The 25,009-nt window shown below is 63.7% G+C and carries 15 protein-coding genes; 8 read left to right on the top strand and 7 right to left on the bottom strand.

What is annotated here, in order from left to right; all coding sequences use genetic code 11:
* Positions 1-287: 287 nt before the first annotated feature.
* The 3 genes from QYC26_RS04705 (at position 288) to QYC26_RS04715 (ending at position 5,998) form a co-directional block, all read left to right on the top strand.
* Positions 288-2,942 carry a TonB-dependent receptor gene (locus tag QYC26_RS04705; RefSeq protein WP_317514239.1) on the top strand — a complete coding sequence of 885 codons (2,655 nt, stop codon included), beginning with the start codon at positions 288-290 and terminating at the stop codon, positions 2,940-2,942.
* 86 nt (positions 2,943-3,028) lie between these two features.
* Positions 3,029-4,570, top strand: a complete 1,542-nt coding sequence (locus QYC26_RS04710) for an alkaline phosphatase D family protein (protein WP_317514240.1) — start codon at positions 3,029-3,031, stop codon at positions 4,568-4,570.
* A 111-nt stretch (positions 4,571-4,681) separates the two neighbouring features.
* Positions 4,682-5,998 (top strand): MFS transporter, encoded by a 1,317-nt coding sequence (locus QYC26_RS04715; protein WP_317514241.1) that lies wholly within the window; start codon positions 4,682-4,684, stop codon positions 5,996-5,998.
* Between the two features lie 7 nt (positions 5,999-6,005).
* On the opposite strand, the gene QYC26_RS04720 is transcribed toward QYC26_RS04715, so the two are convergent.
* A complete protein-coding gene (locus QYC26_RS04720) occupies positions 6,006-7,499 on the bottom strand; it encodes a DUF4403 family protein (protein ID WP_317514242.1) in 1,494 nt (497 codons plus the stop codon).
* 176 nt (positions 7,500-7,675) lie between these two features.
* Here QYC26_RS04720 and QYC26_RS04725 point away from each other — a divergent pair, with 176 nt between their 5' ends.
* Positions 7,676-8,701 carry an NAD(P)-dependent alcohol dehydrogenase gene (locus QYC26_RS04725; RefSeq protein WP_317514243.1) on the top strand — a complete coding sequence of 342 codons (1,026 nt, stop codon included), beginning with the start codon at positions 7,676-7,678 and terminating at the stop codon, positions 8,699-8,701.
* Between the two features lie 51 nt (positions 8,702-8,752).
* On the opposite strand, the gene QYC26_RS04730 is transcribed toward QYC26_RS04725, so the two are convergent.
* From QYC26_RS04730 to QYC26_RS04755, 6 genes are all read right to left on the bottom strand, one after another.
* Positions 8,753-8,962, bottom strand: a complete 210-nt coding sequence (locus QYC26_RS04730) for a hypothetical protein (protein WP_317514244.1) — start codon at positions 8,960-8,962, stop codon at positions 8,753-8,755.
* A 5-nt stretch (positions 8,963-8,967) separates the two neighbouring features.
* Positions 8,968-13,200, bottom strand: coding sequence for a translocation/assembly module TamB domain-containing protein (locus QYC26_RS04735; protein ID WP_317514245.1), 4,233 nt, complete (start codon positions 13,198-13,200; stop codon positions 8,968-8,970).
* Positions 13,200-15,410: an autotransporter assembly complex protein TamA gene (locus QYC26_RS04740; RefSeq protein WP_317514246.1), complete on the bottom strand. Its 2,211-nt coding sequence runs from the start codon at positions 15,408-15,410 to the stop codon at positions 13,200-13,202. The genes QYC26_RS04735 and QYC26_RS04740 overlap by 1 nt, the downstream gene beginning before the upstream one ends.
* A gap of 203 nt (positions 15,411-15,613) precedes the next feature.
* Complete coding sequence (locus QYC26_RS04745; protein WP_317514247.1) at positions 15,614-17,404, bottom strand: acyl-CoA dehydrogenase C-terminal domain-containing protein; 1,791 nt, start codon at positions 17,402-17,404, stop codon at positions 15,614-15,616.
* Positions 17,405-17,454: 50 nt separating this feature from the next.
* Complete coding sequence (locus QYC26_RS04750) at positions 17,455-19,779, bottom strand: 3-hydroxyacyl-CoA dehydrogenase/enoyl-CoA hydratase family protein (protein ID WP_317514248.1); 2,325 nt, start codon at positions 19,777-19,779, stop codon at positions 17,455-17,457.
* The gene (locus QYC26_RS04755; RefSeq protein ID WP_317514249.1) at positions 19,776-20,912 is read right to left on the bottom strand and encodes a thiolase family protein; all 1,137 of its coding nucleotides are present in this window, start codon (positions 20,910-20,912) and stop codon (positions 19,776-19,778) included. Before QYC26_RS04755 ends, QYC26_RS04750 begins: the two co-directional genes overlap by 4 nt.
* A 186-nt stretch (positions 20,913-21,098) precedes the next feature.
* On the opposite strand from QYC26_RS04755, the gene QYC26_RS04760 reads away from it, so the two are divergent.
* From QYC26_RS04760 to QYC26_RS04775, 4 genes are all read left to right on the top strand, one after another.
* On the top strand, positions 21,099-21,503 hold the full coding sequence (locus QYC26_RS04760; RefSeq protein ID WP_411197643.1) for a DUF2147 domain-containing protein: 405 nt from the start codon (positions 21,099-21,101) through the stop codon (positions 21,501-21,503).
* A gap of 39 nt (positions 21,504-21,542) precedes the next feature.
* Positions 21,543-22,841 carry an OmpP1/FadL family transporter gene (locus QYC26_RS04765; protein WP_317514251.1) on the top strand — a complete coding sequence of 433 codons (1,299 nt, stop codon included), beginning with the start codon at positions 21,543-21,545 and terminating at the stop codon, positions 22,839-22,841.
* Positions 22,841-24,523, top strand: coding sequence for a long-chain fatty acid--CoA ligase (locus QYC26_RS04770; RefSeq protein WP_317514252.1), 1,683 nt, complete (start codon positions 22,841-22,843; stop codon positions 24,521-24,523). Before QYC26_RS04765 ends, QYC26_RS04770 begins: the two co-directional genes overlap by 1 nt.
* A 79-nt stretch (positions 24,524-24,602) precedes the next feature.
* A complete protein-coding gene (locus QYC26_RS04775; protein WP_317514253.1) occupies positions 24,603-25,001 on the top strand; it encodes a MerR family DNA-binding transcriptional regulator in 399 nt (132 codons plus the stop codon).
* Positions 25,002-25,009 lie beyond the last annotated feature (8 nt).

Here is a 25,009-nt window from a genome sequence, read left to right on the forward strand (position 1 = left end):
TACAAAATATTGCCGACAGATGATTTTGTACGGACAGGTTACATTTAACTGTCACATAAATAGGCCAATAGCCGCTCAAACATAACGGGCGGGCCAATGAACAGAATCATCGGCGATATCTCGACGTGGAACGCAAGTTCTCACGGCGATGCGTCGCACCCATTCAAGACAGATGCGACCTATAACGCGGCAGGTTTTCCGACCTGAACCCGCCCATGCGTGCAGGGCGCGCAGATTTTCTTTCGATCACTTCACAATCAGAAAATTCTCAACAGGGATTCACTTCCATGAATGCATTTGCACGTCCTGCGTATTTCGGGCGCAAGCACGCCGTGTCGATGATGGCGCTGCTGATCGGGCTTTCCTGCGCGCCAAGCGCGCTGGCGGCGGACACCGCTGACGCGGCCGCCCCGGCGGCGGACGGCGAGATCATCGTCACCGGATCGGCATATAAGAATGAGGAAGAAATCGCGGCGCGGCGCAACTCGCTGGTCGTGGTCGACACGCTGGCGCAGGACGATACCGGCGACCTGGCCGATCAGGCGCTGTCCGAAGCGCTGTCGCGCGTCGTGGGCGTCAGCACCATGCAGGTGCTCTATGCCGAGCAGGAAAGCCAATATGTCGCGGTGCGCGGGATCACCCCCGATCTCAACCATGTATCGGTCGACGGGATCAGCATGGTTTCGGTGGCGAACGGCGGATCGGCACAGCGCCGCGTCGATCTGGCGCTGATCCCGAGCCAGGCCGCGCGCCAGACCGAGGTTTACAAGACCTTCACCGCGGACCAGGAATCGGGCGCGATCGGCGGCATCATCAACATCGTGCCGCACAGCGCCTTTGCCAGCCGCAAGGGCAAGTTCTTCATCGACGCCTATGCCAATTACACCCCCTATAACGACGTGCCCGGCGGCAACAGCCGCAAGCCGTACAGCGATTCCAAATGGAGCGGCGGGGTAAAGGGCCTGTGGACCAAACGTTTCGGCGCCGACGAGCAGTTCGGCATCGTGCTGAGCGGCACCTATCAGCAGAAATCGTACGACGAGACCAAGTACAACCCGAACGGCCGCACCTATTACACCGATACCGGTGCGAGCACGACGCCCGACAACCCGAACTGGAACGGGCTGTACCCCGCGCCGCAGGCGTTTGTGAGCTACGACTATACCAATTTCGTCCGCAATTTCGGCGGGTCGGCGATGCTGGAATATCAGCCGTCGGACGCCTGGTACAGTTCGCTGATGCTGTTCGATTACAAGCAGATCGAATATCAGACGATGAACGCCGCGACGCTGCGCGCGTTTCGCAACATCACCGACCAGACCGACACCAGCGGCACGCTGAACGTGCCCGATATTCGCACCGAATATCAGTATGACCGGTTCGAGACCGAAAATCGCGGCGCGATCTTCAAGACCCGTCATGATTTCGACGATGCCTCGAACCTGGAATTCCGCGCGGGCTATAACCGTTCGATCTTCGACAACGACATGGACGAGGCGATCTATCAGGCCCAGCCGACCGATCTTTTCGTCACCTATGACGCATCGAGCGGCACCGACCTGTTCACGCTGAACAAGCCCGAACGGCTGACCGATGCCAATGCCTATAACCTGCTCTCCGCCCGCAACATGGTGACGCGTTCGAAGGCGCAGACCTATGAGTTCAAGCTGGATTTCACCAAGAACCTCGATGCGGACAGCATCGGTTTCGGCTACAAGGCGGGGGTCGGCGTGCGCAACATGAAGATGTCGCGCGACCGGACCTATACGGTGTTCACGTCGAACAAATCGGTGCTGGGCGACAATGCCTATAACCCCGATTATGCGCCCTGGCTGTTCAACCACAATGTGCTGTGGATCGATTACGACGCCTTTGCGGGCAATGTGCTCCCCAATCTGGCGGTGAACGGAAAATCCTCTGCCTCCAGTTCGGAAAGCGAGGATTACAGCTATGGCGAGACGATCAGCTATGCCTATCTGACGGGCAGCTTCGCGACCGAGCGGACACGCCTGATCGCCGGGCTTCGTTTCGACACGGCGGATTACAACGCGCTCGTCCCCTACACGGTCAACGACGTCTATCAGGACAGTTTCAACCGCTATCATGGCGATTATCAGTTCCTGCTGCCGTCGCTGAACCTGATCCACAAGTTCACCGAGGATTTTCGCCTGAAGGGTTCGTACAGCCGCACCGTCGGCCGGCCGGCGCCCGAGGACATCGCGCAGCCTGAAACGCGCAACGACACGAGCTTCACGATCACGCGCGGCAACCCAGATCTGAAGCCGCGCCTGTCCGACAATATCGACGCGAACCTCGAATATTATTTCAACAAGGGGCAGGGTTTCGTCAGCCTCGGCGCGTTCGCCAAGTTCATCAAGGACGATATCTACGAACTGAAGAACGAAGAGATCATCGACGGCATCAGCTACACGATCAGCACGCCGATGAACGCCAGCAAATCAAAGATGCACGGCATCGAGTTCCAATATGTGAACAACCGCCTGCCCGGCATGCCCGGTTTCCTGAAGGACAGGCTGGGCGCATCGTTCAACGTGACGCGCACCTGGGGCGAGATGGACTATCTGGTGAACGGCCAGAAGCTGAAGATCGATCGCCTGATGTTCCAGCGTGAATGGATGGGCAATGCGGCGCTGTTCTACCAACTGCCCAATGACGGCGAAATCCGCGTCGCCTATAATTACCAGAGCGACTATCTGGACGGCATTGGCGAGACGCCCTGGCTGAACCGTGGGCCGCAGGAACGCGGCCGCCTCGACATGTCGGCCCGGCTGCGCGTGGCCGATGACTGGATCGTCAAGCTGCAGGCCAAGAACATCCTCAACGAGAAGATGTACCTTGGCTATACCGAGGATCTCGGCATCCGCCGCGGCGCGATCAAGACCGGTCCATCCTTCTTCCTGAACATCATCTACAAGCCATGAGCGCGACGGGGCGGGCACGGGGCACCTCCCCTGCCCGCCCCGTTTGCGCCTGCGCGCTCCCCAGATCCATCCTTGAGGACTTCATCATGAAGCTTGATCGCCGCACGCTTATCCAATCGGCCGGCAGCCTTGTTCTTGCCGCGGGCCTTGCCCCCAGGATCGGCTGGGCGAAGTCGCTTGGCGGCTACCCCTTCACGCTGGGCGTCGCATCGGGCGATCCCTGGCCCGATGGCTTCGTCATCTGGACGCGGCTGGCGCCCCGCCCGCTCGACGAACATGGCGGAATGCCGATGGTGGCGGTGCCCGTCGGTTATGAGATCGCCGAGGACGAAAATTTCCGGAAGATCGTGCGCACCGGTGCCGATATTGCGCGGCCCGAGCTTGGCCATTCGGTGCATGTCGAACTGAGCGGGCTGAACCCGGCACGGCGTTACTGGTACCGTTTTTCGGCGGGCGGCGAGATGAGCGCGGCGGGCACCGTGCGCACCGCACCAGTGGCGGGCGCGCTGGCCGATCGGGTGCGGATCGGCGTGGCCGGGTGCCAGCATTATGAGGCCGGGCTCTACACCGCCTATCGCCATCTGAGCGACGAGAGCGATCTGGACGCGATCTTCCATTATGGCGACTATATCTACGAAGGTTCGGGCAATCCCGGAAAGAAGGGCCGGGTTCGCGCGCATGTGGGCGACGAGATCTACAGCATCGACGATTATCGCCGCCGCTACGCGCTCTACAAATCGGACGCCGACCTGCAGGCCGCGCACGCCGCCGCCGCCTTCCTCGTCTCCTATGACGACCATGAGGTCGACAATAACTGGGCGGGCGAGATCGATCAGGACGGGACACCGGCCGACGCATTCCTGCTCCGCCGCGCCGCCGCGATGCAGGCCTGGTACGAAAACCTGCCCGTCCGGCGCGCGCAGCTCCCTACAAATGGGCGCGTCCGGATGTTTCGTCGGCTCGATTATGGCCAGCTGCTGCGCGTCCATGTGCTCGACACGCGCCAATATCGTTCGGACCAGCTGTGCGATGCTGATGCCACGACGCACTGCCGCACGCCGGAAGATAGTGCCGATGAAACGATACTCGGCGCCGAACAGGAAGCGTGGCTGGGCGACGGGCTCGACACTAAAGCGCGGTGGAATCTGCTCGCGCAGCAGGTGATGGTGATGCCGATGGCCTATCCCGCATCGCGCAAGGCCGGTACGCGCAACGCCGACAGCTGGAGCGGATATCCCGAAGCCCGCAAGCGCCTTGTCCGCCAGATCACCGAGCGCAAGCTGACCAATGTCGTCGTCGCCACCGGCGATGTCCACCGCCACCATGCCGGCAATGTGCCCGTGAACGATGCCGCCCCCATGGGCGCCGCCGCAGCGGCAGAATTCGTGACGACATCGATCAGTTCGGACGGCGACGGCGCGGCGACGCCCGCCGGCTGGGAGAATATGGCGGCAACCAATCCGCATTGTTCGCTGTTTGACGGGCGGCGCGGATATCAGCTGTTCGACATCACCCCAAAGCGCTGGGAGACGCAGGTCCGCGTGATCGACCAGGTGAGTCGGCCGGACGGCGCGGTTTCGACCGTCCGCCGCTACACCGTTGAACCGGGCAAGGCCGGGATTGCCTGAGTGATGTGAAGGGCGGCGTGCACGGGTGCGCCGTCCCTTACCCCCTTGCACAAGCTGCTTGGCGGCACGGACGGTTCCAATGCATAGACCTTCTTCGCAAAGGAGAAGACCATGGCATCGCGTGCACCGGCCCTTGCCGCCGCATCGCCCGAAGCGGCGCAACGACACCGGCTGAAATCGATCATCGGCGGATCGACCGGCAATCTGGTCGAATGGTTCGACTGGTATGTCTATGCCGCGTTCACGCTGTATTTCGCGCCGCATTTCTTTCCGTCCGACAACCAGACCGCCCAGCTTTTGAGCGCGGCGGCGGTGTTTGCCGTGGGCTTTCTGATGCGCCCGATCGGCGCCTGGGTGATGGGCATCTATGCCGACCGCAAAGGCCGCAAGGCGGGGCTTACGCTTTCGGTGACGCTGATGTGCCTCGGCTCGCTGATCATCGCCTGCACGCCCGGATACGAGACGATCGGCATCGCCGCACCCGCGATGCTGGTGATCGCGCGGCTGATGCAGGGGCTGAGCGTGGGCGGCGAATATGGCGCAAGCGCCACCTATTTGTCGGAGATGGCGGGCAAGAGCCGGCGTGGTTTCTATTCCTCCTTTCAATATGTGACGCTGATTTCCGGGCAATTGCTCGCGATCCTCGTGCTGCTGGTGCTGCAATCGACGATGAGCGAGGCGGCGCTAGACGACTGGGGCTGGCGCATTCCCTTTGTGCTGGGGGCGGCGCTTGCGGTTGTCGTCTTCTATCTGCGGCGCGGGCTGGCCGAGACCGAGAGCTTTCACAACGCCAAGGCCGAGGGCGCGCCGCAATCAGGCTTTTTCCAGCTGATCCGCCACCACCCGACCGAAACCGCGGTGGTGATGCTCCTGACGGCGGGCGGCACGCTCGCCTTCTACGCCTATTCGATCTACATGCAGAAATTCCTCGTGAACACGAGCGGGTTCAGCCGCGAGGCGGCGAGCCAGATCAATGCCGTGACGCTTTTCATCTTCATGCTGCTGCAACCCGTGGCGGGCGCGCTTTCCGACCGGATCGGGCGCAAGCCGCTGATGGTGGCGTTCGGCATTGCGGGCGTTTTGTTCACCTATCCGATCTTCAGCACGCTGGAGACGACGCGCGATCCGGTGATCGCGGGGCTGCTGGTGATGGCCGCGCTCGTCATCGTCACCGGCTATACCTCGATCAACGCGGTGGTGAAGGCCGAGCTGTTTCCCGCACATATCCGCGCGCTCGGCGTGGCGCTGCCCTATGCGCTGGCGAACACGCTGTTCGGCGGCACCGCCGAATATGTCGCGCTGTCGTTCAAGGATGCCGGCATGGAACAGGGTTTCTACTGGTATGTGACCGCGATGATCGGCATCTCGCTGATCGTCTATCTGTGCATGCGCGATACCGCGCGGCACAGCCGGATCATCGAGGACTGAGCCGCCATCAGCGCGGACGATAGACGATGTGCGCGGTGCCCGTTGCCCGCACCGGCAGATACAGCCCCTGCCCATAAGCCGCGATCTCGCCGGTTTCATAATCGGCGAGATCGGTGCGGATGACGAAATCGCCCTCGCGCTTCACATCGATCGCGCGGCGGATCTTGCCGACAAGTTCTTCGAGATCCTTGGAGAAATTCTGGGTAAGCGCCATCGCGATCTGGGGCGCGACCCCTGGGCTGTTGCCGAGCGCGATCAATAGATCGCCGCCCACGCCGTTGGTATCGCCGGCGACCGTCAACGCCTCGAACCGCACCTCGGCCGATCCCGGCGCGTTGACGGGGCGCGCGGTGAGCCAGATCACTCCGCGCGTTTCGCCGATCTGCCCCGAATCTGGCTTGGCCGCCAGCGTGATTCCGACGGCGATCCGACGCGCGGTGGAACCATAGACCTCGACCTTTTCGAACCGCGCCGTGACGGGGCCGAAGCCCGGCACATCGAAGGACCGCTGCGCGCGTTTTTGCAGCGCGCGCATGATCACGGGTTCGAGCGTGGAATAGGCGCCGATGACCGGAATGAAGAAGCGCAACCGGCCATCGGTCTGCGCCTTTTCGAGCGGCGGCAGCGCTGTTGGCGCGGCGGCGGCGGGGCGCATCCCAACAAAGGTGGCGGTCCGCGCCTCGACACCGAGATCGAAGCGCAGCCGGCCACCCGCGAGACGATAGCCGCCATAACGCACCCGGCTGGGGGTGACACGCATCCAGACCGGCGGGTTGCGTTCGTTGAGCACCAGGGTGGTGAAACTCTGCCGCCAGATATCGGCCACCTGCGCGCGCAGATCGAGCTTGGCCAGTTCGCGCGGCAAATCCCGCTCCAATTGGCGGACGACGGGTGCGAGCTTTTCATCGGCCTTGTCGGCAAAGGTGATCCGCTGCCCCAGAAAATCGATGCCGGGCGGGTTCGTCCAGTCATAACTGAGGCGGACCGTACCGCGCGGGCGCCAGTCGGGTGCAATGTCGAGCAGGATGCGCGCCTGGACCATTGCCGCGCCGGTTGCGGTTTCGCCCTTGAGCACGCCGCCCACATCCCGCGCGCTGATCCGCGCACGAATGGGGATATCGGCGATGATCTCGCGGCCCCGCCCGTGCAAGCGGATGGCCCCGCGCGTGACCGTGCCGACCACGGTGCAACCAATAGGGGGCGTGACCTTCACGTCCTTTCCGAAAATCTTCACCTTTTGCGGCTGGATGCAGCGATCGAAATGACGATCGATTGTCCAGAGCGTGCGCGGCACCGCCCGTTCGACCGCGCGGGCGATCACCGCCTGATCGATATCGATGGGGGCGGCGACAAAGGACGTATCCTCAGGCAGCGGGGCGGCCTCGTCCGAGCGCGGCGGTACAACATCGGCCTTCTGTTCGGTGCAGGCAGTGAGGAGGAAGCCTGTCAGAGCGCATATGGTGGCGGCGCGGCGCGTATTTCGGGACTGAATCGCGACCATGCCCTCCCCCTCATCCCCAAATCATTTTTATTCCTAATGCCTTGTGGCTCAAAAGGGTTCCAATATCCATAAAACCGCTCTTCCTGTTTGCGGGGCTTGCGATCTCGATGATTTTGGCGCCAAATTGGCATGATGCATTCCGCGTGGGAATCACAGTCAGGAAATAGCGAGAAATCATGAAAGCCTATCAAATCGGAACCCAAAAAGGACTGGATTCTCTATCAATTACTGAAAGACCAGATCCAATACCCGGTCCGGGAGAGGTTGTGGTGAAGGTGGGTTCGGTCTGCCTCAACCACCGCGACATGCTCATTGTGTCCGGACAATATGGGCCAGCAAGATCCGAAGAACGCGTGCCCTGTTCGGATGGCGTGGGTGCGGTTGCGGCGGTGGGCGAAGGCGTGACCGGTCTTGCCCCCGGCGACCGCGTCAGCTGCGGCCATTTCACCAGCTGGATCGACGGCGCGTTCACCCCGGCCATATTCGGCGCGGACCTTGGCGTATCGCGCGATGGCTGGCTGAGCGAGAAGATCGTCGTCCCCGCCGCCGCGCTGACCCGCCTGAGCGACACGATCACCGACGATCAGGCCGCGACACTGGCCGCCGCCGGGCTGACCGCATGGCACTCGGTGGTCGAATTCGGCCAGGTCAAGGCCGGTGATCTGGTGCTGGCGCTGGGCACGGGCGGGGTTTCGATCTTTGCGCTGCAATTCGCCAAGATGATGGGCGCACGCGTGGCGATCACCTCGTCGAGCGACGAGAAGCTGGCCGAAGCACGCGCCATGGGCGCCGACATCACGATCAATTACCGCACCACCCCCGACTGGGCGGCCGAACTGCTGCAGCAGACCGGTCAGCGCGGCGCGGACATCATCATCGAAACCGGTGGGCAGGCCACGCTGGGACAGTCGATCGCGGCGGCGGCGGTGAACGGCCGGATCGTCATCATCGGCGCGCTGGCGGGGGCTGGCGACAAGGCCATTCCCAATTTCCCGACGATCCTTGGCAAGAACCTTGTGCTGCGCGGGATCACCGCCGGCAGCCAGGCGATGTATCGCCGCATGCTACGCGCGGTGGAGGCCAATGGCCTTACCCCCTGTATCGACCGGCGCTTTGCCTTTGACGACGCGCCCGCCGCCTATGCCTATCTGCAGACGGGCGGGCATCTGGGCAAGGTGATGATCGAGGTCAGCCAGAACTGAACCGGCGGCCTTTCGCTGGCACCGAACCGTGCCAGCGAAAGGCGCCGTGCGCTACATCCGGTTGTCGGCGCTTGCCACCGCATCTTCGCCGACCGCTTGTTCGGCCTCGTCCGCGCCGGCAAGCTGGTTACCCAGTTCCGCCTCAATCGCATTCGCCTCTGCCGCAAGATTGTCCGACTGCTGACGGAAACGCTCGTCGAAATCGGGCTGATTGCCGCACCCGGCAAGCATGAGCAGGAACGGCAACAGCCAGCGCGGCATGACCCTCAATAATCCTTGCGGTAGCGCAGGTTGACGCTCGACCCGCCAAAGCTGCCCATCTGGCTGAGCACCGACAGGGCGCGCGACAGACTTATTTCAAGCTGGGTCGCGGTATAGCCGCGCGCATCGGTGACAATTTCAACATAGATATCGTTGCTGATATATTGCCCCACGGCGAGCGCGGTCGAGCGGCCGGTGGTCTTGTCCTCCCCCAGAATGCGCAGGCGATCGATGCCGGTGGACGACTGGAGCGTGCTGAGCGGATTGAGCCCGCCCTTTCCGCCGCGCAGCGAATTGAGCGATGCGGCCAACTGCACCGCCTGAATGGCCGAGAGTTCGCCCACCGAATTGCCGAACAATATCCGCGCCATCAGTTCATCCTGCGGCAGAGCAGGCGTTGAGGTGAAGGCGATTTGCGGATCCTGCGCGACGCCGGTGATCGAGATGTTGATCGTCACATCCTCCACCTCGCCCGAGGCGACAATGCGGATCTGCGGATTGGTCATGTCGCCGCCGTCGAGCCGGATGCGTCCTTCCTGCAGGTCGAACGACCGGCCTGCAAAGCCAAGCGTGCCGCGCACCACATCGATGCTGCCGGTAATCGCAGGCGCGCCGCTGGTGCCTTGCAGATCGAGATTGGCCTTCCATTCGGAATTGAGGCCCATGCCAGTGACATAGATCTTGTTATCGGCGACGACCTTGAGATCGAGCCGCCAGTTCGACGGCAGGCTGCTGCTGGCCGGTTCCGGATCGCCGCTGATCCGTTCGCGGCCGAGTGCGGGCTTACGACGGACACCGCTTAGCGTGGCGACCTTGGCGCTGCCCTCACGCACGATGCGGTAATGCGTTTCGGGCAGGCTCAGCCGACCGCTGATGAGCGGCTGTTGGCCCGGGGCGTTGACCACGCGGATCTGGCCGGTGGCCTGCGCCGCAAGATCCTCTCCGCTGGCGAGCTGGGCATGATCCATTTCGATACCGAGCTGGATCGGGAACCCCTGTGCCGAGCTGAGCGACACGAAGCCGCTGGCGCTGATCGTCCCCTCGCCCGCACGCGCGGTGAGCGTTTCGACCTGGAGCTGGTCATTGGTGAAGCGCCCCTCCACCTTCATGCGCGTGAGGCGCGTGCCATAGGTGGCGTTTTCATAGGTGAGGTTGCTGGCGCGGACCACGCCGGTAAGCTGCGGCGCCTGAGCGCGCCCGCCGAAATCGGCGGCGATACCCACCGCGCCCTTCAGATTCTGGTCGGGAAGCGCGGCGAGCGAGAAAATCGTATCGGCGGGGCCGTTATAGCGCAGCCCGCCCGAAAGCGGCGCGGCGAGCAGACGCGTCGTCCAGCTGCCCGCGCCCGGCGGCAGCGGGGTGAGATCGACATGCAACCGCCCAATGGCCGCCCCGCGCCTGCGGATGACGCTGCGCAGATTGCCCCCCTCGGGCAGCAAGCGCCCGACGATATGGAGGTCGACCGGTTGCGAGACCGAGGCCAGGCTGGTGCGGGTGAAGTTTTCGATCTGCAGACGCGCATCGGCATTGGGGAAAGCGCTTGTGCTGCTCTGCGCGAAATCGAGGCTGCCGGTTGCCACGCCGCCAAGACCAAGGCCCGGCATGAAGGGGTTGGCGAGCGCCAGATTGACCGCGTTCAGGCGGCTTTGCAGGGCGATACCCGGACCATAGCTGCCGGCAAGCTGGATATCGCCCTGCCCGGTGTCGATCGTGCCGGGTTGCAGCGTATAGCCGTTCTTGCCGGGGATGATGCGAAGCGGCGCGCGCGTTGCCAGATCGATGCCGTTGAGGCGACCTTTCAGCGCAACACGCCAGAGATCGGGTTGCAGCATCGCATTGGCTGCCATGCGGAACGGATAGCGGCTGCGCCCTTCGGCGAGCAATTGCGCCTGCCCCTGCCCACCGCGATAATTGACCTTGGCGCGCGCACCGGCAATCGCAAGCTCGCCCATCTGTGCGCCCGCAAGCTGGACATCGGCCACGATCTGCGGCTTTTCATAAAGGATGATGTCGGCATTCACGAGCGCACGATCGGCCGAGAAACCGACATTGCCCGGCAAGCTGACCGCGCGGCCATTAGCGGTGATCAGCGCCCGCTGCACCCCCGATTGCGCGCTGAGCGCGACATTGCCGACAAGTCCTGCGCCATTGGCGTCGATCCGCCCGACAAAGGGGCCCGCGGCACTTTGCACGATGGTGCCGACAAGCCCAACCCCACCAAACTGCGTGCCGGGCCGAAGCGCCACGCGCAGCGGACCATTCCCCATGGTGACCAGCGCATTGGCATCGAAGGGACCGTAATCGCTGTCTCCCCGCCCGGTGACGGTATAGACGCCGTTATTGCCGACCAGCGTGGCGGCGACGTTGGACAGGCCGATCCCCATTCCAGGTCGCGCCGCCGCGATCCGGGCGACGGGCCGTTCGAGCGTGCCGGTGACGTCGACGCCAAGGGGCCCATATTGGTTGGAACTGCCGCGCGCGGTGAAACGGATCTGGCCATTGGCGTTATACTGACCACGCCCCTCGGTCAGCCGGAATGCGGGGGCCGCGACGTTCAGCCGGTCAATCGTCGCAACGCCGTTGCTGTCATAACCGACATTGGCGACGATCAGCGCATTACCGCCCAGAAAACCCTGCAGCCCATCATTGAGCAACCGGGTGGAGCGCGCGGTGACGCGGCCGCCAAGCTTGAAATAGCCATTGGCGCCGGTCTTCAGATCCATATCGGTCTGCAGGTTGAAGATGCCGACGCTTTCGACGCGGTAGCCATCGACCCGCCCCTGCAGCGCGCCGGTGTAGAGCGCTTTATTGAGATCGGCGACGATAACCGCTCTTGCATCGATGCGGTCAGACACCAAGCGCAGATTGTCCGATATCAGTCGGGCATTGGCATAGGCGAAATCGCCATCCAGCCGGACATTGGCAAGGAGCGGCGCGATGCCCGGATTGAGCCCGGTGATCCGCCGCACGCGCCCTTCGACCGGGATGCGCCATTCATTCTTCTTGAGCGCGGCATTGCCGGATACGGAAACGCCCTCAAGCAACGTCGTTCCGAATCCGATCTGACGGGCACTGAGCGCATAGGCGATCTGCGGCGCGGCAAAGGCGCCGTTAAGGGTGGCGGTGCCGGCAACATCCGCGCCGCGCAGATTTTCAGCGATCGCGCCGGGCCGCAACAACCGGAAATCGAGCCGGAGATCGCGCAGGCTGTTCCGGCCGAGATCGACAAGCCCGTTGGCCGCGAAGGTGAAATTGTCGTTCGATACACCGCCCTGCACATCGACGCGGCGATTGGCGGCGTTCGCGGTAAGATCGATGGCCGTGGCCGGTTCGAACAGCGTGCGGGCGGGGCCGGTGAGGAAGAGACCGGGCCGTACAGGCCCGCGCAGCGTGAAGCGACCATCACGCGCCACCAGCGCGACATTAGCGAGTTGTTCGCCGCCCAGCCGCCCCTGCAGCCGGCCGTTCCATGCCGCCCAATCGCCCTTGCCGGTCAGCACGACATCCATTGGCGCAGCAGTGCCGGTGAACCCCGCCACCAGCCCATCGGCTGGCGCGGCAACGCGCACGTCCAACCCCAGCCGGTTGGCATCGGGCACGGCATCGAGCCGCAGCACCATCCGGTCGCCCCCCGCAATGCCCGGCCCGGTAAAGGCGCGCGCATTGGCATGCACCTGCGCGCGGCGATCGGCGATGTGAACCGTACCGTCCAGCCCGACGAGATGCGCCTTGCCGGTGACCGGCGGATCGATGCGCAGCCGCCCGATTTCGAGCCGGTTCACATCGATATCGAGATCGGGGAGCAAGGGCGCGTCGCTGGGCGGGGTGGGTTTGAATTCGGGCAGACGGCGCAGATGCGCGGTGGGAACGATCAGCGTGCGAATATCAAGATGATTGCGGGCATAGGCAAAGGGGCGCCAGTCCACCGAGGCGCTGTCGGCGGTAAGGAATACCCCCTTGGGATCGCCGAGCGAGAGACCGCGCAGTTGCATCGCTCCGAAAAGCGATCCGTCGATCCGCTCGACGCCGATCGTCATCCCGTTTTCGAACGCAAGCGCAGAGACCTGTCGCGCGACGAAGCTGCGCCCATTGTCGGTGCCGAGCCATAGCAAAGCGCCGCCGATGGCGAGGACCAGTAGCCCGAGCAGTCCGGCCACCCCGATGAGGATGCTACGCCCCAAGGGACGAGTTGTAGGCTGCGGCGGAGCGGCTTCGGCCATGGGCGTGTCCTCTGCCATCAGAATGCCTGCCCGATCGAGATATAGACCGACACGCGCGATTCACCGGGCTTGCGGTTGATGGGCGTCGCGATGTCGAGCCGCATCGGGCCGAAATTGGTGTAGAAACGCCCGCCTATGCCGACGCCAAAGCGCCAGTCGGAAAATTGCGGCATGGAATCGGTATAGACCTGCCCGCCATCGATGAACCCGACGACGCCGTAATTGCCGAAGCGGTAGCGGACCTCCGCTGCGGTTTCGACCAGGCTGCGGCCACCGATCGGCCGCGCTTCGGGGTCCTTCGGCCCCAGTTCCTGATAGCCGAAACCGCGCACCGAGCCGCCGCCGCCGCCGTAAAAGCGCCGCGAGGGTGCGATCTGGGCCCGCTCGGCGCCCATGATCGTGCCGACCCGCGCGCGCCCGGCCAGAACGATATTTTCGGCGACCGGATAATAGCCCGTCGCCTCGAACAGCCCGCGCCCATAGATTTGCCCGCCGCTGCCGAGCGACCCTTCGGGCGAAATCTTGGCCGAAAGGCGAAAACCGCGCGTGGGATCGAGCAGCGAATCCGACGTATCCCAGGTCGCCTGCCCCGGCAGCGCGAGAACATAATAGGTGCGGCGGCGCCGTTCACCGGCGGCGAAGTCGTAGTCCTGCTCGTTGGTGCCGAGCAGTTCAAAGCCATAGCTATAGGTAAAGCGTTTCTGCCAGATCGGCGTGCTATCGTAGGAAATGCGCCCGGCAAGACGGCCGGTGAACGCCTCATAAGCGTCGAAATCGCTGTGCAGCGCGTTGAGGCTGAGTTCGACCGTCCGGTCGCGGCGGCCGGCATTGGACCGGCGGAAAGTGGCGCCCAGCCCCTGTTCCTGCGTGCCGGCGATGACCGTGGCGATCAGCGCGCCTTCGGGCGGGAACAGGTTTCGGTGGGTCCAGCCGCCTTCCACCTTGATCCCCTGCCCCGTGCCATAACCCGCCTGTGCGCCGATCGTGCGCGGCGGCCCGGCTTCCTGACGGACGAGGAGATTGGCATATTCGCTGCCCTCCGCCGCGGGCGTGCCGGTGGCCTCGGGCTCGATCGAGACCACCGAGAGCAAGCCGGTCGCCACCAGCGCCTGGCGGAGATCGTCGACCTTGCGGCTGTCGTAGAGATCACCCTTTTTGAAACGCGCGAGCCGGGTGATGTGATCGGGTTCGAACACCGGTTTCGCGCCGCCCGCGATCATGTCGCCAAAGCTGCTGCGTGGGCCTGTCTCAATCGGAAGCGTATAATCCCCCGTCCGCGCCGCTTCATCGAGCAGGATGTCGCGCTGGCCGATCTTGGTGAAAGGATAGCCGTTTTCGGGGAGCACCACCGCGATATTCGCCTCAGCCGCCTGAATGCGTTCGGCGACGATCGGTTCGCCGGTCTTGGGAACGAACGCGCCGGTTATCAGATCGGGCGGGGTGACGGCGGGGGCGGTGAAATCGATGGTACCCAGCGCATAGCGCGGACCGGGCGTGACCTGCAGGATCACGGTGATGGGATCGCTGCTATTCTGTTCGGGCAATTGCAGGCTGCCCTGAACGCGCGCGTCGAAAAAACCCTGCCCCGACAGGATATCGGTGAGCAGTTGCTGATCCTCCGCCATTCGCGCGTTGATCATCGCGCCATTGGCGGCGCGGCCCTTGCCATCGTGAAGCGCGGACAGCTCCTTGAACATGGCCAGCACATCACCGCCGGTGATGGGGGCGACGCCGCCCTTTTCGGAAATCCCATCAAGCCCATCGACGCGGTAGGTGTAGCGCGCCTCGGCGGCGCTGCTGTCGTCACCCTCGGTAAAGCGGCTGTCGTCGAACGGCTCGACATCGAAGGCGCCAAGCGGGGTCAACGGCGCATCGATCTCGGGATCGTTGACGGGCGGATCGGCGAGCAGTTCGGTGGCGGTGCCGTCCCGCGTGGCGGGCGTGGTGGCGGCGCCGCTCTGCGCATCCTGACGGCGGGACTGTTCCTCAAGCCGTTTCTGCTCGGCCTCCCAATCGGCAACGGAGCCCATGGGAGCATCGGGATTATCGTCGATCGGCGGGATGCTGGCGTCGAACTCTTCATCGGGGATGATCGGTTCATTGTCGAGCAGCGGTGCCTGAGCGGCTGGAGCAGGCGGCACCGTTGGTTGCGCCAGCGCCGCACTTGAAAGGCTGGCCGCGATCGCGCCTGTCGACAACGCCGTGCGAAAGCTGACCAAAGACCGCAAGCATCCCCCTTTTGACACCACATATTCCGCAGTCCGCACAGGGAATACGAAATTTCCGTTTTTGTCAGGCCATTTGACGGAACGACCCAAGGACGATTCCGTTGCATCGACCTATCGGGGTCAGACGTGCGGGTGGCAAGCCAAGGGGCTGTGAAGAAGGGTAAAATGCAAGAAGGGGCGCCCGCAAGCGCCCCTTTCACCGATCAGAAAGCGGCGTCGTCGAGCGCCATCATCGATTTCTTGCCCGCCTTGATCGCGAGGAAACAGGCGGTTGCCTGCGGCAGGATGCGATCGAAGAAGAAGGCGGCGGTCGTCAGTTTCGCCTGATAGAAGCCCGCATCCTCGGTGCCCGAGGCAAGCTTTGCCGCCGAGATCCTGGCCGCACGGGCAAAGCAGTAGCCCATGGCGACCAGGCCGATCAGCCGGAGATAATCGGTGGCGGCCGCGCCCGCCTCATCGGGGTCCTTCAGCCCGCGTTCGGCAATCTTGGCGGTCGACAGCTGCAGTGCGCCGAACGCCTTTTCGAGTGCCTCGATCATCGGTTTCAGACCAGCATCTTCCTTGTTCGCCTCGATAAATTCGGAGACGGGATGGAAGAAGCTGCGCAGCAGGCGGCCCATATTCGCGGGCAGCTTGCGGCCGACAAGATCGAGCGCCTGCACGCCGTTGGTGCCTTCATAGAGCATGGTGATACGCGCATCGCGGACATATTGCTCCACCCCGCTTTCGCGGATGAACCCATGACCACCATAGATCTGGACGGCATGGTTCGCGGTTTCGAAGCCGAGATCGGTGAACAGCGCCTTCACCACCGGGGTCATCAACGCGATGAAATCGGTCGCCTTCTGGCGCACCTCGGGATCATCGGCATGCCGTTCCGCATCGATCGCACGCGAGACCCACTGGCCGATCGCCCGGCAGCCTTCGTTGTTCGCGCGCATGATCATGAGCATGCGGCGGACATCGGGATGGACGATGATCGGATCGGCCGCGAGATCGGGACGCTTGGGCCCGGTCAGCGCGCGGCCCTGAATACGTTCGCGTGCATAATAGACCGCCGACTGATAGGCCGCCTCGCCGACGCCGAGCCCCTGAACACCCACCGAAACGCGTTCGGTGTTCATCATGGTGAACATGGCCTCCATGCCCTTGTTCGCCGTGCCGATGAGCCAGCCGACCGAATCCTCGAAATTCATCTGGCAGGTGGCGGAGGCCTTCAGCCCCATCTTATGCTCGATCGCGGCGCACGACACGCCATTGGGGGCGCCGGGATTGCCATCGGCGCCGGGCACGAATTTGGGCACGAGGAAAAGGCTGATCCCCTTCACCCCCTTGGGCGCATCGGGCAGACGCGCGAGAACGAGGTGGATGATGTTTTCGGTGAGATCATGCTCGCCCGCCGAAATGAAGATCTTGGAGCCGGTGATCCGGTAGCTGCCGTCATCCTGCGGCACCGCCTTGGTGCGCAGCATGCCGAGATCGGTGCCGCACTGCGGTTCGGTCAGGCACATGGTGCCCGACCACTCGCCGCTGACCATCTTGGGCAGATAGGCCTGTTTCAGATCCTCAGAGCCATGCCCCTTGATCGCGGTGGTCGCGCCGTGGGTGAGACCCGGATAGAGGCCGAAGGAGAGGTTGGCCGAACTGATCATTTCCTCGACCAGCTTGTTCACCGTTTCGGGCAGTCCCTGCCCACCCCATTCGGGCGCGGAGGCAAGCGCGGTCCAGCCGCCATCGCGAAACTTGGCGTAAGCCTCGGCAAAACCCGCCGGCGTGCGGACCACGCCGTTTTCGATATGGCAGCCCTCTTCATCGCCCGAACGGTTGATCGGGAGCAGCACGTCGCGGGCGAAGCGGCCCGCTTCCTCGAGAACGGCATCGGTAAGGTCGGGCGTGAATTCGGCGAGCGCGGGGATGGCGCCGAACACATCGCCTTCGTGAAGCTCGTTGAGCACAAAGCGCATCTCGCGCAGCGGAGCGGTATAGACTTGCATCGTCGTCGTCTTTCCTGTGGCCGGCGCCGCCATGGACCCCGGCAGATCGATCAGTTGCGGAGCGGCTTGCCGGTTTCGAGCATATGGTCGACCCGCGCCTGGGTGCGCGGATCGCGCACGCGGCCCATGAACGCCTTGCGTTCAAGCGCGAGCAGATCGCCCTCGGCGACGGTATCGACCAGATCGGCATCGCCGCCGGTGAGCACCTCTGCCAGCACATCGGCGACCACCTTGTCATAATCGGTGGCCATACCGCGCTTGTGGAAACCCTCGACCGCCATGTTCATCCCCGCGCGACCGGCAGCACCGGGTAGGCGGAAGCTGGGAGGTGCCGGCGGCTGATAGCCATCGACCAACGCCAGTGCCTTGGCCTTGGCATCGGCGAGCAGGCGATCGCGGTTCATGGTGATCCCGTCCTGCAGGCGGAGGAAGCCATATTCCTTCGCCTCGGCCGCCGATTTCGAGACGGTGGCGGTCGAGATCAGTTCGAACACCTTCGCCGCGGCGGGCATCGGCCCCTTGGGCATCATCGGATTGCTCTGCCAGCGGTGGAGCATCTCGCCACACCCGCCCCAGCCGGGGATCAGACCGACGCCGCATTCGACGAGGCCCACATAGCTTTCGGCATGCGCCTGAACGGCATCGCTGTGGAGCAGGATTTCGCAGCCGCCGCCAAGGGCAAGCCCGGCGGGTGCGCTGACGACGGGGAACGGCGCGTATTTCAGCCCCTTATACGCCATCTGGCCGCCGCCGATGAGCTTTTCGATCTCCCCCCAAGCGGCGATGTTCACCGCGAACATCGCAAGGCCGAGATTGGCGCCGGCGGAGAAATTGCTGGCTTCGTTATACACGACCAGCGCCTTGAACCGTTGCTGGACGACCGCGATTGACTGGCCGATCAGCTTGAGGATTTCGCCATCGATCGCGTTCATCTTGCTGGTGAATTCGAGACAGGCGACGCCGTCGCCAATGTCCCAGAGCGCGGCCGAGCCGTTGCGCAGAACCGGTTCGGCATTGCGCTTCACATCCTCGAGCAACAGCACGCCTTCGGCCTGCGGCACATCGTGATAGGCGCCGTCGAGCCCCAGATATTGGCGGCGACCGGCCTCGACACGGTAAAAGCTGCGATCCCCGGCAAGCGTGAGGATGGCGGGCACCGGGCGCCCTTCGGCGGCGAGGCGTTCGGCCAAGGCCTTTGCCCCGATCCGGTCGATCAGCTCGAACGGGCCGTGTTTCCAGTTATAGCCGAGCCGCATCGCGACATCGACCGCGACAACATCGTCGGCGGCTTCGGGCACAAGGCTGGCAGCATAGGCGAGCGTTTCGCCGAGAATGGCCCAGGCATAGGCGCCCGTCTTGCCCGGCGCCGCGATCAGCGCGGAAAGATCGCCCTTGCCGGCCGCGCCCGAAGGCCCGCGCGCCGCTACCTGCGCGCGATATTCACCGGTCTGCAGGTCAATCGCCTCACGGCGCTTTCCGAGATCGCGGTTGACGCGGTAGAAACCACCCTTGCCCTTGCGGCCGGTATAGCCGTCGGCGATCATCTTTTCGATGAGCGGGAAGGACCGTGCGATCTCTTGATAGCGATCGCCCTTGGGCAGCGTTGCGGTAAGGCTGGCCTGAAGATGCGGCATCAGATCGATTCCGACGAGATCGACCAACCCGAAAATGCCGGTCTTGGGAACGCCCATCGGCTTGCCCGCAATGGCATCGGCTTCCTCGACCGTCATGCCGAGATCGAACGCCGCGTTGAGCGCGGCCTGGATCCAGAAGGTACCGACACGGTTGGCGATGAAACCCGGCGTATCCTTGGCACGCACGATCGTCTTGCCGAGCGCACGGTCTGCGAAATCGGCGATGCGATCGACGAGCGCAGTATCGCTTTCGGGGCCGGAGACGATTTCGAGCAGGCGCATATAGCGCGGCGGATTGAAGAAATGGGTGATCAGGAAATCGCGGCGAAAGGCATCCGAGCGCCCCTCGGTCAACTGGCCGAGCGGGATGGTCGAGGTGTTCGACGACACCGCCGTTCCGGGCGTGCGCACCGTTTCCAACCGCGCGTAAAGCTGCTGCTTCAGATCGAGACGCTCGATGATCGCCTCGACCACCCAGTCGCAGTCGGCGACCTTGGCGAGATCATCTTCGATATTGCCGACCTCGACCAGACGCGCGGCGGCCTTCGACATGAAGGGCGCGGGTTCGGTCTTGAGCATTTTGGCAACCGCGCCCGCCGCCACGGCGTTGCGATCAGCCGCATCGCGGACGATGTCGAGCAGCAGCACGGGGATGCCGGCATTGGCGATCTGTGCGGCGATGCCCGCGCCCATCACGCCCGCGCCGATCACGCAGACCTTGCGGATATTGGGCTGGCTCATTCCGCGGCCTCCAGCAGGGTGGCGATGCCCTGTCCGCCACCGATGCACTGGGTGGCGAGCGCATATTTTCCGCCGTCGCGCTTGAGCAGCGCCGCGGCCTTACCGACGATGCGCGCGCCGGTGGCGCCCAGCGGATGGCCGATGGCGATCGCGCCGCCATCGATATTCACCTTCGCCTGATCGAGGCCAAGATCCTTGATGCAGGCCAGCGCCTGCGAGGCGAAGGCTTCGTTCAGTTCGATCACATCGATCTGGCCGGCATCGACCCCGCCGCGCGCCAGCGCCTTGCGGGTGGCCTCGACCGGGCCGATGCCCATGATTTCAGGCGCGCAGCCCGAAATGGCAACCGAACGGATGCGCGCGAGGATCGGCAGATTGTTGGCGCGCGCATAATCCTCGCTGGTGACGAGGACCGCGCTTGCCCCGTCGGTGAGCGGCGAGGCGGTGCCGGCGGTGACTGTGCCGTTCTGGTCGAAGGCAGGCTTCAGCCCGGCCAGCGCCTCGGCGGTGGTTTCGGGGCGGAGCGTGCCGTCCTTGTCGACCGTGCCCGCCTTGGTCGGGATCGCGACGATTTCAGCGTCGAGCTTGCCGGCGGCCTGCGCGGCGGCGGCCTTTTGCTGGCTGGAGACCGCAAACGCTTCCTGTTCGGCGCGGGTGATCTGATAGCGGCTGGCGAGGTTTTCGGCGGTATCGCCCATGCCGATATAGGCCTGGCTGCGGGCCGCGAGTGCGGGGTTGGGCAGCGGGTTGAAACCCTGCATCGGCACGCGGCTCATCGATTCGACGCCGGCGCAGATAAACGCCTCACCCGCGCCGAGCTGAATCTGGCCTGCAGCGATGTGCACCGAGCTCATCGACGAACCGCAGAAACGGTTCACCGTCATGCCGCCCACAGACAGGGGAAGATCGGCCAGAAGCCCGATCAGACGCGCGACGTTCAGCCCCTGCTCCCCTTCGGGAAAGGCGCAACCAAGAACAATGTCTTCAATATCTTGCGGCTTGACGCCGGTGCGCTCGATCAGCCCGCGAATGACCTGCGCGGCAAGATCATCGGGCCGCACCCGGGCAAGCGCGCCCTTGGTCGCCAGGTGGAAGGGGGAGCGGGCGTAACCCGCGATTACCACGTTGCGCATCTATCGAGTCTCTCCGTTTGACGGACCATTAGAGTAAATTTCTTCCCTAAGGGTGCTCAGATTTACCTATACGTCAATCAATTTTTATCGCATGATGCCTGCATCCCGACGCTGCCAGAGAATGGCGCAAGGCAACAGAGACCCGGAAAAACGGGCGTAATTCAACGTAGAAGAGGTTGCTGAATGATGCTTTTCCTGCTGGCCGCAATGGCCGCATCGGGCGATTCGCCTGCCGACGCCGCTATCGGCCTGTGGCAGACAGAGGTGCGCCACGGCCTTGTCGAAATTTCGCGGTGCGGACAGTCGCTGTGCGGCAAGATCGTCGATTCCGACGGGCTGAAGGCGAACCCCGCCCTGCTCGACACGAAGAACAAAGACCCCAAGCTGCGTGCCCGCCCGCTCAAAGACATGGTGATCCTGAAGGGCTTTTCGTGGCGCGGCAATGCGTGGTCGGGCGGAACGATCTACAACGCCGAAGATGGCGGGACGTACAATGCGACGATCACCATCGCCGATACCAAGCATCTGAAGCTCAAGGGCTGCGTCGTCTGGCCGCTGTGCAAGACGCAGACCTGGACCCGCCTGCGCTGACCCTTCCCTCCCCAGAACCATAATCCGGAGTTGCGATACATGAAAGTTGCGTCGAAAGTTGCGTTGTTCACCACGATCGCGGGTGCCGCGATGCTGATCCCCGGCATCGCCCATGCGGGTGGTTTCTATCTTCAGGAACAATCGGTCCGCGGCGCGGGCCGTGCCTTTTCGGGCGAAGTCGCCGATCAGGGCGCAGCATCGCTGTGGTGGAACCCGGCGGCAATTGGCGGCCTTGAAGGCGGCGATGCGCATATCGGTTTCAGCGCGATCCTGCCTAACGGCGATGTCGACAATTCGAGCACGGTGATCGTCCGCCCCGGCCAGCCAGCGGCCCCGATCGGCGGCGGCCAGCGTTCGAGCAACCCGATCGAAAAGGGCTATCTGCCGACGGGTGCGGTTGCCTATGGGCTTACGCCCGAAATTGCCGTCGGCCTTGCCATCTCCGCCCCCTACAGCTTCACCACCGATTATGCAGCCGACAGCTGGGTGCGCTACACCGCCGACAAGACCAAGCTGCGCACTTATGACATCCAGCCTTCCGTTGCGTGGAAGGTGGCGCCGGGCCTCAGCCTGGGCGCCGCGCTCAACATCGAATATGCCGACGCCATTTTCGGCAATTATCTGCCCAACCTTTCGGCGCTGCAGCCCGATGGCCATCAGAAGCTTTCCGGGGACGGCTGGGATCTCGGCTGGTCGGTCGGCGCGCAATATATGACCGGACCGGTCAGCATCGGTGCCAGCTACAAATCGGCGATCGAGCACACGCTCTCGGGCTCGATGGAAACGACCGGCCTGCTCGGTGCGCTGGCAGGACTCAACGGCACGGTAGAAACATCGGCGAAGTTCAGCACGCCGTGGCAGGCGACGGTGGGCGCGCGCGTGAAGGCCAATGACGCGCTGACGATCAACGGCCAGATTTCGCGTTTCGGCTGGAGCGAGTTCGACTCGATCGATCTGGGCGCGCCGCTCAACGTTTCGATCCCCGAGGATTACCGCAACACCTGGAGCTTTGCGGGCGGCGTCGATTATCAGATCTCGCCGAAATGGACGGTGCGCGGCGGTATCCAGCACGATCAGACCCCGACGCGTAACGGCCACCGCGATGCGCGCGTGCCCGACAGCAACCGCTGGAACTATGCGCTGGGCGCCAGCTATGCCCTGTCGCCCAACTTCACGGTCGACGCGGCCGCGAACTATATCGACTTCAAGGACGCATCGATCGATCGCACCACCGCCGCCTATGCGGGCAGCGCGGTGCAGACGCCGATCCTCGTCAACGGACAGCTCAACAACGCCAGCGCGGTCGTGCTGTCGGTCGGCGGCCGGATGCGCTTCTGATGTCGTCGGCGCCCGCGACCAGCCAGCAGCAGACCGGCCAGGCGGACGGGGGCAGCCCCCTCATCCGCCCCCGGCTTCTCACCGAATTGCTCGACAAGGCGGTGGCCGAACATCCCAAGCGCCCCGCGCTCGACTTCATGGGTCGGCGCTGGCGCTATGAGGAAGTGGGCGCACTGGTCGACCGGGCGGCGCGCGGATTGCAGGATCTGGGGCTGAAGCCGGGCGACCGCTTCGGCCTCTGTCTGCCCAACACCCCCTATTTCGTCATCCTCTATTTCGCGGTGCTGCGCGCGGGCGGCATCGTCGTCAATTTCAACCCGCTTTATGTCGAACGCGAACTGGACCACCAGATCAGGGATTCGGGCACGCGGATGATGGCGGTGCCCGACCTCAAGATGATCCATGAGAAGGTGGCGGCCGTTGCCGATACTACGGGCCTTGAAAAGATCATCGTATGCCCGATGACGGACATATTGCCGCCGGTGCAGTCCTGGGGCTTTCGCCTGTTCAAGCGCGCCGATCATGCGGTGGTGCCGCGCGACACCCGCCATGTGAATTTCCGCAAGCTCGTGGCGCTGGATGCGGCGCCCCGCCCGGTCCCGCAAAACCCCGATGATATCGCGGTGCTGCAATATACTGGCGGGACGACCGGGGTGCCCAAGGGCGCGATGCTGAGCCATGCCAATCTGGCCGCCAATAGCGCGCAGATGCTGGCGCATGTCGGTTCGCTGCGGCCGGTGCAGGAACGGACACTGGGCATCCTGCCGATGTTCCATGTGTTCGCACTGACGACCGTGCTCAACTATTCGATCGAGATCGCGGCGGAAATCGTCCTTCTGCCGCGTTTCGAGATGGATCAGGTGCTCGCCACCATCAAACGCACCCGGCCCACCCAGTTTTTCGGCGTGCCGACCATCTATGTCGCGTTCAACGGGCTGGCCGACGACAGGCTGCCTGACATGACCTCGATCCGCACCTGCATATCGGGCGGCGCACCGCTGCCGCTGGAAGTGCGCGAACTGTTCGAGCAGCGCACGCATGTGCGCGTTGTCGAGGGATATGGCCTGTCCGAAGCCTCCCCGATCATCGCGTGCAACCCGCTGTTCGAAGGCGAGGTGAAGGAAAATAGCTGCGGACCCCAATTCCCCGGCACCATCCTTGAAATCCGCGACCCGGCAGCGCCCGAGCATGTTCTGCCGCAGGGCGAACGCGGCGAGGTGTGTGTGCGCGGGCCACAGGTGATGCACGGATATTGGCAGCGCCCCGAGGACAGCGCCGCGGTTTTCGTGGACGGCGCGCTGCGTACCGGGGACATCGGCTATCTCGACGAGGACGGCTATCTGTTCCTCGTCGACCGGATCAAGGATGTGATCCTGTGCGGCGGCTATAATGTCTATCCGCGCATGATCGAGGATGCCGCCTATCATCACCCCGCCGTGAAAGAGGCGATCGCGATCGGCATTCCGGACAAATATCGCGGCCAATCGCCCAAGCTGTTCGTCGCGCTTCATGACGGGCAATCGGTTTCGCCCGACGAACTGCGCGCCTTTCTGGGCGAGCGGCTGAGCAAGATCGAAATCCCGCGAGAGATCGAGATGCGCGCCGCCCTGCCCCGCACGCTGATCGGCAAGCTATCCAAAAAGGAACTGATCGAGGAAGAAGCCCTGAATCGGCAGGGCTGAATACGACATGCAGAATGCTGGCGAGACGACGCGCCGACCTATAGAGCGCAGCCAGAACGGGTTGAGGGGAGGCAAGATCATGGCTGAGACGGCGGAGGCCGATTTTCAGGGCATACAGGAAGTATCGGCGCTGCTGGGCATTACCCCCCGCACGCTGCGCTTTTATGAGGACAAGGGCCTGATCACGCCGCAGCGCGTGGGCAAGACGCGTATCTATACCCGCCGCGAGATTGGCCGGATGCAGTTGATCCTGCGTGGCAAGAAGCTGGGCTTTTCGATCCGCGAAATTCAGGAATTCCTCGATCTTTATGACGCGGACCCGACGCAGATCGAACAGATGCGGCGATTGCTCGAGCGCGTTCGCACACGCCTTGCCGATCTGGAACAACAGAAACTGGCGCTCGACGAGACAATCGACGAACTGCGCCTGATCGAAAATCAGGCGAGCGCGCAGATCAGCCGGGTTGCCGGGGGCTAAACACCTGG

The organism is Sphingomonas sp. C3-2 (assembly GCF_033025475.1).
GTDB lineage: Bacteria > Pseudomonadota > Alphaproteobacteria > Sphingomonadales > Sphingomonadaceae > Sphingobium_A.

Coding starts and splice junctions, on each gene's coding strand:
- QYC26_RS04705 (WP_317514239.1), top strand. CDS start 288: ATGAATGCATTTGCACGTCCTGCGTATTTCGGGCGCAAGCACGCCGTG.
- QYC26_RS04710 (WP_317514240.1), top strand. CDS start 3,029: ATGAAGCTTGATCGCCGCACGCTTATCCAATCGGCCGGCAGCCTTGTT.
- QYC26_RS04715 (WP_317514241.1), top strand. CDS start 4,682: ATGGCATCGCGTGCACCGGCCCTTGCCGCCGCATCGCCCGAAGCGGCG.
- QYC26_RS04720 (WP_317514242.1), bottom strand. CDS start 7,499: ATGGTCGCGATTCAGTCCCGAAATACGCGCCGCGCCGCCACCATATGC.
- QYC26_RS04725 (WP_317514243.1), top strand. CDS start 7,676: ATGAAAGCCTATCAAATCGGAACCCAAAAAGGACTGGATTCTCTATCA.
- QYC26_RS04730 (WP_317514244.1), bottom strand. CDS start 8,962: ATGCCGCGCTGGCTGTTGCCGTTCCTGCTCATGCTTGCCGGGTGCGGC.
- QYC26_RS04735 (WP_317514245.1), bottom strand. CDS start 13,200: ATGGCAGAGGACACGCCCATGGCCGAAGCCGCTCCGCCGCAGCCTACA.
- QYC26_RS04745 (WP_317514247.1), bottom strand. CDS start 17,404: ATGCAAGTCTATACCGCTCCGCTGCGCGAGATGCGCTTTGTGCTCAAC.
- QYC26_RS04750 (WP_317514248.1), bottom strand. CDS start 19,779: ATGAGCCAGCCCAATATCCGCAAGGTCTGCGTGATCGGCGCGGGCGTG.
- QYC26_RS04755 (WP_317514249.1), bottom strand. CDS start 20,912: ATGCGCAACGTGGTAATCGCGGGTTACGCCCGCTCCCCCTTCCACCTG.
- QYC26_RS04760 (WP_411197643.1), top strand. CDS start 21,099: ATGCTTTTCCTGCTGGCCGCAATGGCCGCATCGGGCGATTCGCCTGCC.
- QYC26_RS04765 (WP_317514251.1), top strand. CDS start 21,543: ATGAAAGTTGCGTCGAAAGTTGCGTTGTTCACCACGATCGCGGGTGCC.
- QYC26_RS04770 (WP_317514252.1), top strand. CDS start 22,841: ATGTCGTCGGCGCCCGCGACCAGCCAGCAGCAGACCGGCCAGGCGGAC.
- QYC26_RS04775 (WP_317514253.1), top strand. CDS start 24,603: ATGGCTGAGACGGCGGAGGCCGATTTTCAGGGCATACAGGAAGTATCG.